General features: G+C 70.8%; 14 protein-coding genes. 2 read left to right on the plus strand and 12 right to left on the minus strand.

The window, feature by feature from the left end; genetic code table 11:
* Both EPO13_09815 and EPO13_09820 read right to left on the minus strand, forming a co-directional pair.
* Positions 1-422, minus strand: a 422-nt coding sequence (locus tag EPO13_09815; GenBank protein TAK68411.1) for a hypothetical protein, incomplete at its 3' end; no start/stop codon positions are given.
* On the minus strand, positions 419-1,354 hold the full coding sequence (locus EPO13_09820) for a glycosyltransferase family 2 protein (GenBank protein ID TAK68412.1): 936 nt from the start codon (positions 1,352-1,354) through the stop codon (positions 419-421). The genes EPO13_09815 and EPO13_09820, both read right to left, overlap by 4 nt.
* 331 nt (positions 1,355-1,685) lie before the next feature.
* Here EPO13_09820 and EPO13_09825 point away from each other — a divergent pair, with 331 nt between their 5' ends.
* Positions 1,686-2,855 (plus strand): hypothetical protein, encoded by a 1,170-nt coding sequence (locus tag EPO13_09825; GenBank protein ID TAK68413.1) that lies wholly within the window; start codon positions 1,686-1,688, stop codon positions 2,853-2,855.
* Between the two features lie 109 nt (positions 2,856-2,964).
* Here EPO13_09825 and EPO13_09830 read toward each other — a convergent pair whose 3' ends face one another.
* The 8 genes from EPO13_09830 to EPO13_09865 form a co-directional block, all read right to left on the minus strand.
* Positions 2,965-4,503 (minus strand): glycosyltransferase, encoded by a 1,539-nt coding sequence (locus EPO13_09830; protein TAK68414.1) that lies wholly within the window; start codon positions 4,501-4,503, stop codon positions 2,965-2,967.
* Positions 4,326-5,321 (minus strand): methyltransferase domain-containing protein, encoded by a 996-nt coding sequence (locus tag EPO13_09835; GenBank protein TAK68415.1) that lies wholly within the window; start codon positions 5,319-5,321, stop codon positions 4,326-4,328. The genes EPO13_09830 and EPO13_09835 overlap by 178 nt, the downstream gene beginning before the upstream one ends.
* Before the next feature lie 90 nt (positions 5,322-5,411).
* On the minus strand, positions 5,412-7,454 hold the full coding sequence (locus tag EPO13_09840; protein ID TAK68416.1) for a glycosyltransferase: 2,043 nt from the start codon (positions 7,452-7,454) through the stop codon (positions 5,412-5,414).
* Positions 7,451-8,506 (minus strand): hypothetical protein, encoded by a 1,056-nt coding sequence (locus EPO13_09845; protein ID TAK68417.1) that lies wholly within the window; start codon positions 8,504-8,506, stop codon positions 7,451-7,453. Before EPO13_09845 ends, EPO13_09840 begins: the two co-directional genes overlap by 4 nt.
* Positions 8,421-10,073, minus strand: a complete 1,653-nt coding sequence (locus EPO13_09850) for a hypothetical protein (protein ID TAK68418.1) — start codon at positions 10,071-10,073, stop codon at positions 8,421-8,423. Before EPO13_09850 ends, EPO13_09845 begins: the two co-directional genes overlap by 86 nt.
* A gap of 7 nt (positions 10,074-10,080) precedes the next feature.
* The gene (locus EPO13_09855) at positions 10,081-11,106 is read right to left on the minus strand and encodes an NAD(P)-dependent oxidoreductase (protein ID TAK68419.1); all 1,026 of its coding nucleotides are present in this window, start codon (positions 11,104-11,106) and stop codon (positions 10,081-10,083) included.
* A 66-nt stretch (positions 11,107-11,172) separates the two neighbouring features.
* On the minus strand, positions 11,173-11,919 hold the full coding sequence (locus tag EPO13_09860; GenBank protein TAK68420.1) for a glycosyltransferase: 747 nt from the start codon (positions 11,917-11,919) through the stop codon (positions 11,173-11,175).
* On the minus strand, positions 11,916-13,097 hold the full coding sequence (locus tag EPO13_09865) for a nucleotide sugar dehydrogenase (protein ID TAK68421.1): 1,182 nt from the start codon (positions 13,095-13,097) through the stop codon (positions 11,916-11,918). Before EPO13_09865 ends, EPO13_09860 begins: the two co-directional genes overlap by 4 nt.
* Positions 13,098-13,282: 185 nt before the next feature.
* Between EPO13_09865 and EPO13_09870 the strand changes: the two genes are divergently transcribed.
* Positions 13,283-14,611 (plus strand): hypothetical protein, encoded by a 1,329-nt coding sequence (locus tag EPO13_09870; GenBank protein ID TAK68422.1) that lies wholly within the window; start codon positions 13,283-13,285, stop codon positions 14,609-14,611.
* A 28-nt stretch (positions 14,612-14,639) separates the two neighbouring features.
* Here the strand turns inward: EPO13_09870 and EPO13_09875 are convergent, their stop codons facing one another.
* Both EPO13_09875 and EPO13_09880 read right to left on the minus strand, forming a co-directional pair.
* Positions 14,640-15,614 carry a methyltransferase domain-containing protein gene (locus EPO13_09875; protein TAK68423.1) on the minus strand — a complete coding sequence of 325 codons (975 nt, stop codon included), beginning with the start codon at positions 15,612-15,614 and terminating at the stop codon, positions 14,640-14,642.
* A gap of 114 nt (positions 15,615-15,728) precedes the next feature.
* Positions 15,729-17,015: a hypothetical protein gene (locus EPO13_09880; GenBank protein ID TAK68424.1), complete on the minus strand. Its 1,287-nt coding sequence runs from the start codon at positions 17,013-17,015 to the stop codon at positions 15,729-15,731.
* Positions 17,016-17,040: the final 25 nt, after the last annotated feature.

Here is a 17,040-nt window from a genome sequence, read left to right on the forward strand (position 1 = left end):
CCCGGGCCTGTGGGATCGGGTACGACGACGACCACACCGGGCCCCGGGCCGGCGGCCAGCGACGGGGCCGCCAGCGCCGCGAGCAGGCCCGCCGGTGGGCTGGGGTCGGCTGCTGTGGCCGGGACCTCCGCTGGGGACGCCGACGACTCCAGCGCCGTACGACGACGTACCCGGGCCAGCCGGCGAGCCGCGCGGCGGAGCCGCCCGGCCGATGCCGCCGCCGACTCCGGGCCGAGGCCCGGCGACCCGGCGGCGAGGGGCCGCCGGCCCGCCAACGGCCGGCCCCTCGGGGTCACAGGTCGCGGCGGTTGCTGCCGCCCGAGGAATGCCTCGCGCTCAGCGGCGACCGACGTATCGACACCCTCGCGCCCAGCGGCAGCGGCGGGGTCGGGCCCAGCGGCGGCAGGGTCGGGCGCGGTCACCGCATCGCCAGGCGATCAGGGACGTCGCTGCGGCCGACGACCCCGGCGGCACCGTCGGCACGCGCTGCGGCCACCAGCGCGTCGTACCGGTCGAGCAGGTCCGGCCGGGCTTGCGCCAGCCGGCGGCGCCACCCACTCACGAACTGGTCGGTCACCCCACGCGCCCCGTCGATGTCGAAACCCCAAGTCGCAGCGAAGATCTCACGATTGCGCACCATGTAGTAGACGTAGCCGGCGGAGGGAATCCGGCGCGCCGAGCGCCGCTCGTGGACGACCACGGATCGGGGGGCGACCAACACCCGCAGACCCAGCGCCCGGGCGCGCAACGCCCAGTCGGTCTCCTCGAAGTAGAGGAAGTACTGCTCGGGGATGAGCCCCAGCAGAGGCAGCCGCGCAGTCCGCACCAGCACGGAAGCCCCGTGGGCGTAGTCGGTGTCGATCGCCGCGCCGGCTGGCGCCTCGTCGGCGGGCATGCCTTCCCGCAGCAGCCGGGTCTCCCCCGACCGGACGTCGATCTCGGCCCCGTCGTACCGGATTCGGGCCGGTGTGCCGGCGACCAGCCGCGAGCCGACGAGCGCTGCCGTCGGCGTCGCATCCGCGGCCGCCACGAGTTCGGCGAGTGCGTCGACGCCGGCCCGGGCATCGGGGTTGACCAGCCACGCGTAGTCCGCGCCCAGCTCCCGTGCGAGCTGCAGCCCGAGGTTGTTGCCGCCGGCGTATCCGAGATTGCCGCCGGCAGGCAGGTATCGGACGGTCGGGTCGAGCCGTCGCCGCAGCGCGTCGGGGTCCGGCTCCTCGTCGTTGTCCACCACGGCGACAGTGGCGTCCAGCCAGCTACCGGCGGCGATCGAGCGCACGGCGGCCACGGTGTCGTCCGGATCCCCGTAGTGCAGGACGACCGCCACCACCCGTGGGCCCGTCCGGACCGTCACGGTCTGCTCCTGGCCGTCATCGGCGCCCCGGTGTCATTGGCCGTCCCCGTGTCATGGCGTGTCCCCAGCCGTCATCGGCTGCCCCTGGCCGCCCCGATGCCCTGACCGGCGGCCGGCCGGCAGGCCGCCGGACGGCCCGCGTTCCGGACGCCCGGTCGACGTCGAGGCCATGGCCGGGCGAGTGTAGGCGCCCGGCGGGCGGGGCCGACTCACACGTTCGGGGGTACGGCGCCCGCCGCGAGAAGCCGAAGCAGCCAGTAACGCCCGACGCGCCACCGCGCGCCGGACCGGACCGCCCGGCACGACCCCGACCCCGGCGAGGAGCAGCTGCATGGCCCGGATCATCGCGACATCCTTGCCCGCGCGCGCCACGGCGGTCACGTTGACGACCGCCCTCGTGGCTGCCGCTGCCGCGGGCCTGGGTGCAGCACCGGCGTCCGCCGCGGCGCCGTACGGCGCGGCCTGCGGGGCTCCGCAGACCCTCGTGGTGGGCCCGGCCGCCGTCAGCGGTCCCAACGACCTGCAGACCCTGTTGCGCTCGTTGTGCCCCGGCGACGTGCTCCAACTGGCTCCCGGCACCTACACGATCGGCACGCCCGGGACAGCGAACCCGGTCATCCGCCCCGGCCGCGCTGACGCCCCGATCCAGGTCACCGCCCTCAACCCCGCCGATCCGCCGCTGATCCGCGGATCGCTGTCGCTGGGAACTCCGAACGCCGAGATCCGCAAGGGCCGCGACAACGCGGTCTACGAGAGCAACCCGAGCTACTGGTGGTTGTCGCACCTGCGCATCCAGGGCACGGTCAGCAATCGTCCCGGCCTTCGCATCGAAGGCGGGGCCGGCTGGCGCGTCACGGATTCGGAGATCTTCGGTGCCGCGCAGACCGGTTCGCTGTCGAACGTCCAGCTGGACGGCCAGGGCGCATTCCCGCAGGGTTTCGTCTTCGCCGGCAACTGCGTGCACGGCGCCGGCCGGCCGGGTGGCTCCGGTGAGAAGTGGCACAACATCTACGTCGGCTTCCCCGGCAACAAGCACACCAGCGGCGCCATCACCGGCAACGTCGTGTTCGACCATCCGGACGGCTCCGGTATCAAACTCGGCCACGGCGGACAGCGCGGCGCCCGGGGCCCGTGGGGCGTGACCGTCTCCGGCAACACCATCGTCGGCGGCAGCAAGCAGATCACGCTGCACGGCGACGTCCGCAAACTGAAGGTGGACGGCAACCTGCTCGGCAACTCGTCGTTCAAGTTCCGGTCGGGCACGACCGCCGTACACGTGCACATGGTGTCGAAGAAGGCGGGCTCGTCGATCACGGGCAACTACGCCTTCGGAGTCAAGACGTTCGTGAAGTACGACCGCACCGCGAAGGTCAAGGTGGGCAAGCGTCAGCTCGGCCCGGCACCGGCATTCGCCACCGGCGGATCGGGCGGCTTCCCCGCCAGCTTCGACCCGGGATGCTCGGCGTACGGCGCGAGCAGCGTCGCCGGATTCGGCGCCTGAACCAGCGATCGAACACCGAGCCCGGCGGGGCTCGGCGGCCGATCGTGTGTCGCTCGGGCCAGCCGTCGAACACGCCTCAGGCCGGCCGCCGAACATCGTCTCGCTGGAGTCAGCCGCGGAACACGGTGTAGCGCTCGCGTTCCAATTCGTGCCGCCACCGTCGCCGCATGAGTTCACCTTCGTTTGACCGGACGGTGTTGACGCGGGTCTTCGTCTCGAAGTGGTAGAGCTCCACGGAGTTCGCCTGGATGACCCGCAGTCCCAGCAGCCGCAGCTTGAGGCAGTAGTCGACGTCGTTGTAGTTGTTCGGGAACTTCTCGGAGAAACCGCCGACCGCCTCCCACGCCTCACGACGTTGCGCCACGGTCGCCCCGGTCACGCCGGACACCTCGCGGTCGACGACCAGTTCGCTACCGATGCCGTCGTCGTCGCCCATCGCGCGATAGGCGTGGTAGGCGTGATTGCGGTCGTAGACGTGGCCGGCGTGCTGCAACGAACCGTCGTCGAATCGGAGTTTGCAGCCCACCGCGCCGACGTCGCTGTCAGCGGCCAAACCGACCAGGGCGTCCAGCCAGTCGTCGGTGATCACGCCCATGTCGTCGTTGAGGAAGACCACGTAGTCGCCGGTCGCCGCCAGCGCGCCGAGGTTGCACTTCTCCGCGAAGTTGAACGGTTGGTCGTAGTCGACGACGCGCAGCCGGCGGCCGGCAATCGCCTGTAGCTCGTCCAGGTATCCCCGGGGCCCGTCGGTGTCGGCGACGATCACCCATTCGTAGTCGGTGCGGTACTGCCGGGCGGCGACGTCGCGGACGAACTCCGTGACGAAGGTGCGCTGCTTGCCGAAGGCCTCGCCGCGGCCTCCCCTGGTCGGCACGATGAGCGAGGCGCGCGCCCCTGCCGGCGGGCGCAGCCGTACCCGCAGGAACCGCGGATCCGTGGCCGCCGTGACGACCGCGTCACGTCCGCTGCGCGCCAGCTGTTCCGACACGATCCGGATCCGCTCGTCGAGGCCGGCCTGAGAGCCGACGGTGTCCACGTCGGCCGCAGCGTCGGCCGAATCACCGGCGGCCTCGGCAGTGGCGTCGACGTGAGCGAACCGGGCCCCGGACTCGGCCAGCCGCAACCACACCGCGAGCCAGGCAGCCGGGTCGGCCTCGTCGGTTGCGGACTCCAGCAGCTCGGTACGACAGGCGACCGGGCCACGCAGGTAGTCCTCACCCAGCAGCCGTAACGGTGACCAGGCCGGCGCGACGACGGTCGCCTCCTGGTCTCCGGTGCGCAGCCGGAGGTCCCCGTACGCGACGTCGGCACCGTCCGGAGCCGCGACGGCACCGACCAGACGATCGAGCTGCTCGTCGTCCAGTTGTGCCCCCGACGGCAGAAGTACCGCGACATCAGAACCGGCGACCGCACTGCGCAGTGTCGCGTCGGGACCCGGCCCACGTTCGACGACGACGACCCGGGGCGGCGTCATCGCAGCTTGCGGCGCAGCGTCACAGCCGGCCGCAGCACGGCTTGGCCGACCCGCAGCGCCCGGGAAGAGGACAACGTCCGCAACCGGTTCTCCAGCTCCCGGGCACGAGCGCGCGAACGAGTGAGCAACTGTTCGGCTTGCTCGAGGCGGTCGGTGGCATCCTCCGCTTCCCATTGGGCGCGAGCAGCTTCGGCCTGCAGCCCCAGCACGAGGTCGCGCTGCCGGAGCAGTTCGTGGCGCAGTTGCTCGGCCTGCTGTTCCTGCTCACCGAGCTCGTGCGAAAGGCCCAGCGCGTGGGCGCGCTTCTCGTTGACCTCGATCTGCAGCCACGGCATCCGGTCCTCGTAGCCGTGGACGATCTCCCGGACGCTCAGTGGCTGGCGCTGATACGCCGCGGCCCAAGGCGTCAGCCAGCTCAGATCGAGGTCGAACCGCCGATAGAAACCGCGGTCGGCCAGCATGGAGGCCCAATGAGCCGGCATGCGCACGTTGACGTGGGTGGTGTCGTTCAGGTCGAACGGGGTGGTGGACAACAACAGCACGTCTGTCGCCGCGCAAATGTTGTCCAGCGCCAGCTCGGCATCGGCCTGAGCCATGTGCTCGATCACCTCGATGCAGGTGATCAGATCGAATCGGCCCTCGATCGGCTCGACCAGGGAACCGACCCGAAGCCGTCCCGCCGCCCGCGGATCGCCGTCGGCGATGGCGTAGTCGGAGACGTCCACGCCCGACGCGTCCACGCCGAGCCCGACCAGCGACCCGACCAGGATGCCCTTGGCGCAGCCGGCATCCAGCACGGTCGCCGGCCGGAACGTCGTGACGATGCGCTCGGCGACGGCGTCGAAGAAGGCGGTCCAGTGAGGATGCCCCGGCTCGTACGGCGGACCGAGGTGGTGGCGGTAGTAGTGCGCCCCGTAATCGTCGGCCGTCGTGGTGGTGCCGTCGCCACCCGCGCCGGAGGATCCCGCGGACTCGGTGATCGGGCTACTCATGTGACCTCTTCCGTCCGGGTCGGGCCTGCTCGGCGCGGGCCCATCCTAGAGAAGGCGCCGATACGGCCGGGCAGGCGCGCGCGGGCCGTATCAGCGCCGGCCCAGGGCGAGCCCGAGCTTGCGTCCGGCGTCGTCGAACCGCAGCCGTACGCCGGCATCCCAGCGTTCGGCCAACCGGTCCGTCAGCTCCGGGTCGGGTCGTCCGAGCGACTCGAGCGCGTCGTTGACCTCGACCCGCACCGACGACTCGACGACCACGACTGCCTCGGGTCCGGCGGCCAGCCGCAACACCAGGTCGGACATCTCCCCCCCGGGCGAACACCGCGGATCCAGGCCGTCGACCGCGGCCAGCGCGGTGGCCACGACCGCCGAACCGACCAGTGACAGCAACGGCGGCGCCCCCCAGCCGGAGTCGTCCTGGCTGCCGAGACGACCCGGGGGCCACAGACCGCCCCGGCTGTCCACCACCAACGGCTGTGCCGCCACGGCCCCTTCGCGGGTGGCGGCGCGGGCCAGCTCGACGACCGATCCGGCCACCACGGTCGCACCACCGGGCAGGATGACGACGGTACGACCGCGACTGGCGAGGAAGGCGACGTTGGCCAGGTAGGCGATGCTGCGCGGCTGGCCGGTCCGGCGGAAGCGGATCCGCTTCTCGTGGAACAGGTTCGCCACGATCATCGTCCAGGAGAAACGTGTGCCGCCGCCTTGCACGACGACGACTTCGACGTCGAGGTTGGCGGCGGACGCCAGTGCCGTACGAACCGTGGTCACGGTGTCGGTCCACCGGCCGATGGCGGGCACCAGCACGGACACTTCGTGGAAGCGGCCCGGCAGTTCGTCTCGTACCTGATCCCACGGCCGCTGATGACGACCCAGCACCACCTCGGCCCATTCGGGTGGTTCGACGTCGCTGGCCCGAGTCGTGATCGACAGGTCCTGATGCGCCCAGGACCCGACCAGGGGAAGCGGGATGATCTGGCCCAGTTTCGTCAGCCGCAGGACGAAGTCCCAGTCCTCGTACCGGGCCAGGTCCTCCGCGAAACCGCCGACCTGGCCGACGGCGGTCCGGGTCACCACGAGAGCGTTGAGATCGACTCGCGGAACTTCTTGCAGGACAGTGATATCCGTGGGGAAGGTGAGATCGTGCCGGTCGATGCCGATCCGGCGGGCCGCGGTCGCGTGGGTCGCTATCGCTCGGCCATCCGCCAGCGCGACCACGGCGGCCGCCAGCTGGTGCGGGGTCCAGATATTGTCCGAATCCAGGAACGCCACGTAGGTCCCCGTCGCCTCCTGCAGCGCCCGGTTGCGGGCCGCCGCCACGCCTCGCGGCGGCGTCGACACGACGCGGATCCGCGGATCGGAGGCGGCCAGCAACGTCGCGACCTCGGCCGTGGCGTCCGACGAGCCGTCGTCGACGACGATCAGTTCCCAGTGCGACCAGGACTGCGCCTGCACCGACGCCACCGCTGCCACCAGCTGGGTGGCCTGATCGCGCACCGGCATCAGCACGCTGACCAGCGGGCGGTGGCCGGCCGGCAGGGTGTGAAGCAGCGACGCGTCCCACTCGTCGAGCACCGGGCCGTGGCGGCGGGCGCGCCGGACGTTCTGGTTCTGTTCCCGCCACGTCAATTGCGCGGCCAGCAATGCTGGTCGCACCTCGCGGTAGCGGCGCCGGCGGCCGAGCAGTCGATCGTCGCCGTCGGGACGAGTGAGGAAATGCCCGAGCGCCCGTCCCGGGTGCCGTGCCGCTGCCGGGTATCGGCGCAGGTACGCCGCGTCGTCGAACAGCGGATGGATGCCATGCTTCCCGGCGCCCCGAGCCAGATAGGACAGCAGCGGATCGACCGCGGCGCGACGCCAGCTCTTGGGGGCGAACCACGCGGGTTCGAACAGCGGCGACGGCGAGAGCCCGGCCTCACGGCCCCGGCCGAGGTAGTCCGCGATGGCCTGCGGCTCGTCCGGGAAACGGCGGCCCCGTTGCACCTCGTACCACTCGCGATCGAAGATCCCCGACCGCTGGATCTTCCGGATCGCAGCAGCGTGATCATGTTGCCGCAGCCGGCTTCCCACGACCGGGACCCGGCGGGTGGTCGTGCGGAGCCGGCGGCGCAGGGCGCCCGCGGCGCTCACGCGCGCAGCAGTGCGTAGGCCGCACGAGTACGGTCGATGTACTCCCTCACCCCGTCGAACATCCGTGGGAATGCCTTCTCGCAGCGGGCGATCATCTGCTCGCTGCCGAGGTGGTACGGATCGTCACGGATGGAGTCGAACTTCACGAACGGCAGGCGCCCGTCGGGAATCGCGCGGTCCCACAGCCCCACCATCGGATTGCTGCCGGCGCCGGGGATGCGAGTGGTGTCCCGCCACAGTTCCCATGGCCGGCGCAGCTTGTCCCATCCCTTGTTGCCCACCATGGCCCGTCGGTGGCGAAGGTCGCAGAGGAACTGCTCCCGGGGCGTGGGCTCGAAATAGCCGGCCAACGAGTATCCCTTGACGCGCATCAGCCGGGAGAAGCCCAATTCGTAGCGCTCGATCACGAACATGCGCTTGGAGATCGGCGTCATCGACTCCCAGAACGCCCGGAACGCCGAGTCGGCCACCACCTTCGGATCGCACACCAGGTAGAACGACTGCAGGTGCCGCTCGTACTGGTAGGAAACCGTGGCACCCCAGACGTCGGCGCCCTTGGCGTCCATGCTCGCGATCATGGACCGCAACGGACGCAACGGGCCGATCGTGCTGTCGTTGCCGATCACCAGCCGGGGCGGCGCGGACCAGTCGACCGTGCGCAGGATCCCTTCGCGCCAGCTGGCGAAGTCGTAACCCTCGTTGCGCCGGGTGATCACCTGCCCGTACTGCGCCAATCGCCGGTGGCTGCGTGCGGTCAGCGGTGCGGTCGACACGATCACGACGTGGTCCACGGTGGCGGCGAGTTCGGCGAGGTGCCGGCGAACGTGCGGCGCCACCAGGCCGTCCGGATCGAAGTGGGCGAAGATCGCCTGGCTCTCGCGCGTCACCCGGACGCCCGCCGGGACGAGCCCGACCGTGGCAGTGGCCGCGCGGTCATCACGGGAGCAGCCTAGTCCGCACGGGTTCTCAGCCGGTGGCGCACACGGTAACCGCGGCTGTGCTGGAGTTCCGGAGTTCCGCGGGCGGAACACCGGGCCGGACCGGTGCCACAACGGTGGCGCCGGTCAACGTCACGACCCGTGTCGGCCCGGCCGCCGAACCCACCGGTGCCAGCTGCACGGTGGCGCCGCTGGGTCCGGTGACCAGGTAGCGAATAGACGGGTCGAGCGGGCGGGAACCGCTGGGGGTGACCGATGCGCAGTCGCGCGAGGCGGGATTCGGCGACGGCGCCGGCGACGCAGCCCAGCCAAGGTTGACCCGGGCCTGGGCGCGGGCGTCGTTGCGGACCGGCGCGGTGGACAGGTAACCGGCTGCGACGTAGCGGGCCAGCGCAGTTGCGGTCAGGTCGGGGGCGTACGCCGGTTCCGGCCGACCCGTGCCGGCCGCGACCGCGGTACCCACTTCGGCCGCCGCCGCACGCACGACGTCCTCGGTCGCCGATTTCAGCCGGGCATCCGCCCGCGCCTGCGTCAGCAGCAAGGTCGCGCCGAGCACGGCGAACGTCCCCACCAGCACCGCCGCGCTCCACTTTCCCGGCGTGACCGGGCGCAGGTCCGCCCGGCGCGCCCGGTCCAGTACGCCGGCCAGCAGCAGCGCCCAGACCGGGGCGATCAGGGCCATCGCGATATAGGCGTAGCGACCCGATTCCGCTTGCGCCGGACCGAGTGCGAGCCGGCCGTACCCGGTCACCAGGAAGAACAGGACGATGGCGCCCAGCAGCGTCCAGGCCAGTGACGCGGCCCGCCGCCGGGTGGCCAGCACGAGAACGCCGACCACGGTGACACCGAGGACCACGTAGCCGAGTTCGGGACTGTGCAACGTACTGCGCAGCGGTGCGGAGAAACCGGCCCAGACGTACTGCGGTACGTGCTCGAGGTAGTCCCAGATGTTCTTCGCGCTGTACAGCCGGGCATGGACCGGATCGAAGACGACCCGGGCGATCCCCCACTGCAGCACCGGGATCGCGATCGTCACCGCCGCCGGCCACCACTGCCGGCGCAGCACCATGTACACGGCCAGCGCCACCGCGAGGGGGAGGTAGACCAGCGAACTCAGCGCGCCGACCACGGCGAATCCGGCGGCCAGCAGTGTCCGCGCCAGGACCGAACCGGGCAGCCGGGAACTGTCGGTCAGCGCGATCCAGCCCAGGACCAGCGCGACCGGCAGGATGAACTGCGACTGCCCCGCCCACATGAGGTTCTCGGTGCCGGCACCCATGAACAGGATCGGGACGGCGCACAACGCAGCCAGCCACGGCCGCCTGGTCACTCGCCGCGCGATCACCAGGACGGAGGCGGCCACCACGAGATTCAGTACGACGACTGGGAGCCCGTACAGCACGTAGTGGTTCATCCCGTCGACGTGCAGCACACCCTGGAACCACAGCCTGGTCCACACGATGGTGTGCTCGTTGTGCGGCGTGAACAACCACGTCAGGAACGATCGGCCCGGCGCCTCGACGTCAGGATCCAGGTAGGCCCATTCGTCGTAGAAGAACCACTGCTTCGACAGCAGGACCAGGTGGACCACCGCGGCGACGGCGAACAGCCCGATGACGGTGGGCCGATAGCCGTACGGCGCTCGAACCGATCGGGTGTCGGCGCTGACCGCGGCAGCCACCGGCCGGTCAGATGGTGCCGTCGGCGACGGCCTGCTCGATCCACGGGATGACCTCGTCCAGCATCTGGTCGAGAGTCGTCGTGGCCTCGAAGCCGAGCACGTCGCGTGCCTTGTCCGTGGCCGGGATCCGCTTGGCCACGTCGTAGGTGAACGGCTCGTCGCTGGTGAGCCGCAGCGGCACGTCCGGGCCCTTGATCTTGCGCCAGATCACCTCGGCGAGTTCCCGCACGTCGGTGGCGACCGGGGTCGACAGGTTGAAGTCGTTGTTCTCGGCCGCCGGGTGCTCCATCGCGGTGACGATGCCGCGCGCGAGGTCGCCGCCGTAGGTGTAGCAGCGGATCTGGCTGCCGTCGCCCAGGATGTGCAGCGGGTCCTGACCCTTGAGGACCTTCTGGACCAGGTCCGGCACCACGTGGCTCATCGCGAGTTCGACGTTGCCGGACTTGATCTCGACATCCCCGAGCGCGCGGCGCTCCCCGACACCGACACAGTTGAACGGCCGCACGATGGTGAACGGCAGGTGGTACTGGTCCCACGCCGCGTGCGCGAAGTACTCGACGGCCAGCTTCTGGAAACCGTACGAGGACAGCGGCGGCGGGACCGCCCGCTCGTCGCCTTCGACCGACGGCCAGCGCTCGGTGGACTCGAAGACCATCGAGGAGGACAGGTAGGTGACCTTCTGCAGATTGCCGTCGCGGTGCGCGGCGATGGCGGCGTCGCACGTCGAGGCGATGATGCGCTCGTTGGTGGCCAGCAGGTCGTAGGCGTAGGTGTGGAAGTACGAGATCCCACCGATGAGCGCCGCGCCGGCGATCAGATGGTCGCAGTCGCTGAGCAACTTCGTCATGAGGTCGACGTCGCGTGCGTCGCCCTCGACGAACTGGTAGTCAGGGTGGCTGTCGTAGCTTCGCGCGACCGGCCCGTACTTGCTGTAGTTGTCCACGCCGACGACCTGGTGGCCGCGGTTCAGCAGTTCCTCGACCACGTAACCGCCGATGAAGCCAGCCGAGCCGGTGATGAGTACCTTTGCCATGAGTGAGCTTCTCCAGGGTGACGATCTTCGAGGACGGGGACTGCAGACGGGGGGGTACGAAACGGACTACTCGATCGGGGCGGTCCGCGCCTTCAGTTCGGCCAGCGTGAGCCGCGGTCCGAACGAGAACCGGTACCAGCGCAGGTAGCGCGGGATCCACTCGACGGTCTTGAAGTTCGACTCACCGGCGTGGCGTTCCAGCCAGATCGTGGGAATCTCCGCCACCGGCAGACCCAGCCGCCGGGCCTTCGCGGTCAATTCGATCCCGATCTCGAACCCGTCACGGGAATCGATCCCGACGTCGCGGACGAACTGGGTCGAATAGGCCTTGAACGAGTTCGTCGCGTCCCGGGTCCCGACCCCGGCAAGCAACCGCAGGCTCATTCCCGCGCCCCGCGACAGCAGACTCTTGACGAACGGCCCGCCGACCTGCTGGCCACCGGGCATGTACCGGGACGCGGCGGCGATCACGACGCCGCGCTCGACCAGGCGCACCAGTTCGTCGATCTGGCGAGGATCGTCGGACCCGTCGGCCATGGTGACCACGGCGACCGGCGCGCTGGCCCGGTCGATACCGAACCGGATGGCGTTGGCCGGGCCACGGCCATACGTGTTGACCACGACCTGGAATCGCGGGTCGTCCAGCGACAGCTTCTCCACCACCGGCACCGTCGAGTCCGCCGGATCGTCGACGACGACCAGGCATTCGAACGGCAGTTCCACCGATTCGGCGAACCGCGCCAGGATCGGCTCGACGGCGTCGCCCTCCATGTAGGCGGGCACGACGACGGTGACCCGAGGCGCCCCGCTCATACCCGGACGCCCTCGCCGCGCAGATTCCACACGTCGACGACCGGCACGGACACCGCCAGGTCGCGGTACTCCTCGTGCGGCGTCCCGATGATGAGGACGTCGGACTCGGCCAGCACGCGCTCCAGCGGCACCAACCGGTCGTCGTCGACCAGCGGATCCGTACACAGCACGGCTGCGGCGCGGAAGGCCAGGATCTTGCGGAGCTTGTACGACAGGCTCGCGCGCGGGTCGTCGGTGCCCGGCTTGAACGACATACCGAGAATGCCCACGGTGGTCGACCGCAGATCGACCATCCGTTCCAGCCGCTTCACCAGGTAGAGCGGCAGTCCCTCGTTCACCATCATGGCGGCGTGGCCCAGCGCGAAGCGGTTGTCCTCGAACGCCGCCAACTGCAACGTGTCCTTGAGCAGGCACGGGCCCGCGGCGAAACCGGCCCCCGGCATGTCGGACGCGCGCGGGTAGTCCTGGGCCAGCGCCTGGCGGACCCGGTCGAAGTCGACGCCGACATCGTTGGCCATCATGTAGAACTGGTTGGCAGCGGCAAACTTCACGTACCGCCAGACGTTGGTGAACAGTTTGGCGAGTTCGGCTTCTTCGGGCGACGTGACCACGATGCTCGGTGAAAGAACCTTGAACAGCGCCCCGGCCCGTTCCGCGGTCGCGTCGTCGTCGCTGCCGACGATCTGCGGCAGCGTGAACAACTCGGTCATCGCCCGGCCCTGCGCGATGCGCTCGGGGCAGAACGCGACCTGGATCCCCGGCACTTCCTCGTCGAGGAACTTGATCACCTGGCGCGTCACGCCGGGGTAGACGGTGCTGCGAAGGACCAGTAGCTGGTTCGGCCGCAGCGAGGGGACCAGTTGCCGGACCGCCGCGATGACCGCGTCCGGGTCGGGGTTGAGGTGCTCGTCCACCGGGGTGCCGACGACCACCACGACGGTGTCGGCGTCGGCGATGACCGAGGGATCCGCGGTGATCGAGAACCGGTTGTCGGCCAACACCCGAGCCAGCACCGGTTCGGCACCGTCCTCGCTGAACGGCATCTGCCCCGCGGACACTCGCGCCACCGTGTCCGCGTTGATGTCGTAGGACACGGTGCGCAGCCCGCGATCAGCGAAGGCCAGGGCCAGCGGCAGTCCGACGTGACCACCTCCGCCCACGACGACCACGTCGAGCATGCGGCACCCCTCGTCTGCGCTACGGCTTCGCCGTCCTGTCCCGGCCCCGAACGGGTGCACAGACTACCGGCGAGCGCGCCGCATCCCGACCGCGACGCGGCGGTGTACGGTCCCGTTCGAGCCAGCGACCGAGGGCGGGTCCACACCGGCCACTCTGGAGTCATCCCGCCCCTGGAGTTCCGCACATGCCCCAGTTGAGCGCGCCGGCCGGCACGGCCACCGCGGCCGCTCGCCGTACCGACGTGGCCGCTCGGCGTACCGACGTGGCCGTCGTCGTCGCGATCGTGTCGGGGTTGACCGCCGGGCTGGCCCTGATCCGGTTCGCGCTGACCGCGCCACCCGGCCGCACCGTGTGGGCCGAAGACGGTTCGCTGTTCCTGCACTGCCAGTGGCAGGAGGGCCTGGGCGGCTGTCTTACCGAGCGGGTGCAGGGCTACCTGAACGTGACAGCGCGGCTGCTCGCGGTCCCCGCGAGCTGGGTCGATCCGAGCCGGGCGGGTATCGCGCTGGCCGCGCTGACCGCGGTCGCCGTCGGCCTGGTCGGCGGCTTCGCCGCTCGGCAGGCGCTGCGAGCCGGCCTGCCGACCGCGGTCGCTGTCACGGCCGGACTGCTGCCGGCGGTCATCCCCGGGTTCCGCGGCGAGGTGGCGCTGTCACTGGCCAACATCCAGTGGTTCCTGCCGTACGCCGCGTTCTGGGCGGTCGTCCCGGTCTGGCGGGACGGACCGTCGCGCTCCCGCGCTGCGCTCGACACCGTTGTGGCCGCGCTCGCTGCCGTCGGCAGCCCCCTAACGATCGCGACCGTACCGGTGGCACTGGCGCGGATCGTGCGGGTCCGGCACAGCCCTGCCACCCAGCGGCTGCAGCGCGCCGCTCCCGCGCTCGGGCTGCTGGTCGCGGTGACGATCCAGGCCAGCGTGTTCCTGCTGCATCGCGGCGAACGGACGATCCCCCCGATGCCGCCCGAGGGATGGGGGCTGCTCACCGACTTCCGCGGCGCGCTGGCGGCCGCGGTGGCGTGGACGGATCATCCCGACCCCGTCGGCTGGGTGACCGGGGTGACGATCGTGGCCGCCGTCGCCGTGGTGGCGCTGTCCCTCGCGCCGCTGCTGGTCGCCGGCTGCGATCCGGCGCAGCGGATCGTGGCCGTGTCGGCGCTGCTCACGTCGCTGGCCACGTACGTCGTCACGGTCGCGGCCAACGGCCACGCGTCGCGCTACTTCTACGCCGCGAGCGTGTTCGTGGCACTCGCGGTCGTGATGGGGGTCGCCTGCCTGATACGAGCCGGCGGTGCCCGTCGAGCGCTCGGCGTCGGCGTTGCCACGGTCCTCGTGGTGGCATGGCTCGTGCGGTTCCCCATCGAGCCGTACCGGGTCGCCGGGCCGGCCTGGGTGGCCGAGGTGCGCACGGCCCAGGCGACCTGCGCGGTCGACCAGCGCGGGACCGGGACGATCAACATCGCCCCCGGCGGCAGCTGGTCGGTCACGGTGCCGTGCTGGGTGCTCGCGCGATGACGCCGGTCTACCGGACGAGCGCGCGCAACTAGCCGGCGGCGAGTTCGGCGTAGGCCCGTTCGGACAGTTCCGCCCGGCTGAGATCAGGACCGGGGCCGGCCTTCGACAGCGTCAGGAAGAACTCGAAACCCACGGTGTCGTGGAACGAACGCTCCCGCAGATCGATATAGCCCAGGTGGTAGAGGTCGTCCAACAACAGCCGGGTGTGGTACGGCGTCAGCACCCAGTTGTGGATGTCCACGTACGTCCCCGCACCTGCCACGGCCATCATCGCCCGCACGCCGTCGAGATCGTGAATGCGGCTGAACGGCACGTCGCAGCCGCGCGACCAGGTGATCTGCTGATCCCGGTTCACGGCGTTCATCGCGAAATCCGCAACCGACCCCGGCGAGTGGATCAGCACCTCGCGCTCGTACGTGTCGATGACCCGGCCGAGCGAGGACCGTTCCCGGAAGTGGTCGAAGCAGTATCGCTTGTCCGGCAACGCAAGACTGAGCGAACCACCGGGTTCCAACAGCGACGAGCAGTCCTGCAGGAACGAGATCAGGCAGGGCGTGTGCTCCATCACGTGCGACGCGACGATGTAGTCGAAAGAGGCGTCGATCACGTCGGACAGCCGTTCGCCCTCCACGACGTAGTCGACGTCCTCGACCTTGGCGGTATCGACGCCGAGTTGCTGGTACTTCGCGATCAGCCGGCTGGTTTCCAGGTGGTCGACCACCCGGACGTTGTAGCCGTCCCGCTTGGGCAGGATCGGGTTGTGGCTCGGGCCGATCTCCAAGCCCAGCCCGGCGAGTTCCAGGGACGCGGTGATCAGGTCGATCCGGTTCGGCGCGGGCGGCGCGCCAGCCCCGCCGGCCGTCACTGCGCCGGCCTTGACCGCGGCTGCAGCGGAACGCCGCGGGCCGGTCTGCCGTATCACCCACCGGGCCCACCCGGTCCGGCCGAACCGGCTCCGCCGAAGGCGCTGCCGTGCGCGACCGCGCACCGAGGTGTTCGCCACGGCGTCAACCTAGCTGCGGGATCGGCCGCTGGGCAGTACCGCGGCAGCGGCGCGACAGCCGGCACGACGGCGGCGTACGGCGAACCGACAGCGCCGGCTCCTCAGGACGGACGGTCACAGGGTGCGATGCGGGATCACCCACGTCGCCAGCACCACGACGTCCGCGGCGAGCAGGGCAACCGGCCACAGCCACAGCCCGACGGATCGCCACGGGATCAGCCGCCAGGTGCCCCACACCAGCAGCATCGCCCACGCGCTGACCGCGACCAGCAGGTATCGGCCTTCGGACTGGGTGTACTGCCGGACCAGCAGGGTCCAGCTGATCAGGCTCCCCAGCGCCGCCAGCACGATCGGGAGTCCACCGCGCAGCCGGTACCGCAGCAGCCCGACCAGGCTCACCGCCGCCAGGAGCCACAGCGCGAGGTCGAGCCCGTCGGGCAGGCCCAGTTGGTTCCAGCCGCCGCGGTACCAGGTGCTGTGGTAGAGCACCGGCAGTGCCTGCTGCATCACGGTCACGGACAACTCCGGTGGATTCCGCACCAGACCCGGACCGATCAGGGCGATGAAGTTCTCCGTCGCGGCACGCGTGGCCAGCAGGTCGCCGTACAGCACCACGTTGCGGACGAACCACCAGCCGCACACCGCGACCGCGACACCGGCGGCGAGGACCGGCGGCCACCACTGCCGGGCGCGCAGGCTGCGCCACGCCATCGCGCCCAGCAGCAGGATCGCGATCGGCAGGGCGGTGACCTGGGCCAGGACCGCGCAACCGAGCGCGGCGCCGACTGCCGCAGCGCGGCCCAGCCCGGGTGCGCGTGCCCAGCGGACCCACAGCAGGACGCCGACGGCGACGAGAGCCTCGACCAGCGCGCTGTTGGTCACCGCGGCGTTGACCACCACGAATTTCGGCCACAGTCCGACCGTCAATCCGACGGCGACCGCGGCCGCCGTGCGGCCGGTCAGCAGGAGCGCCGTGCCGAAGGCGGCGAGCACGGCGACCAGCCCGCACGCCACCGAGAGGATCCGCAACTGCCGCAGCCATTCCGCCTGCCGCTGCTGCCGGGCGTTGTAGGTGTGGTCGAGCAGCTGCGGACGGCCTTCCAGCGGGCCCTCGGCGGGACCGGGCCGGGGATCAGGCCGGAACGCCGGAATGCGCAGTGCCGCCTGCCATCCGGCCAGCAGGTAGTAGTAGAGCGGACCCTGCTGTGCCTCCACCCCGTTGCCCGGCGTAATCGTGGCGGGCAGACCGGTCCGCAGCACCTGCTGCGCGTGCACCACGTGGTCGGCCTCGTCGTTGTTCTCCCAGGCCCCGGTGCAGGCCGCGACCGTACCGGTGAGCACCAGATACACCGCAGCCACCAGGGCGGCCGCGCGAACTCGACCGGCGCGAGTTGCCGACACTCGTGACGCCCTCCCCCTGCGAGGC

The sequence above is a fragment of the Actinomycetota bacterium genome, from assembly GCA_004297305.1.
Taxonomy (GTDB): domain Bacteria; phylum Actinomycetota; class Actinomycetes; order S36-B12; family FW305-bin1; genus FW305-bin1.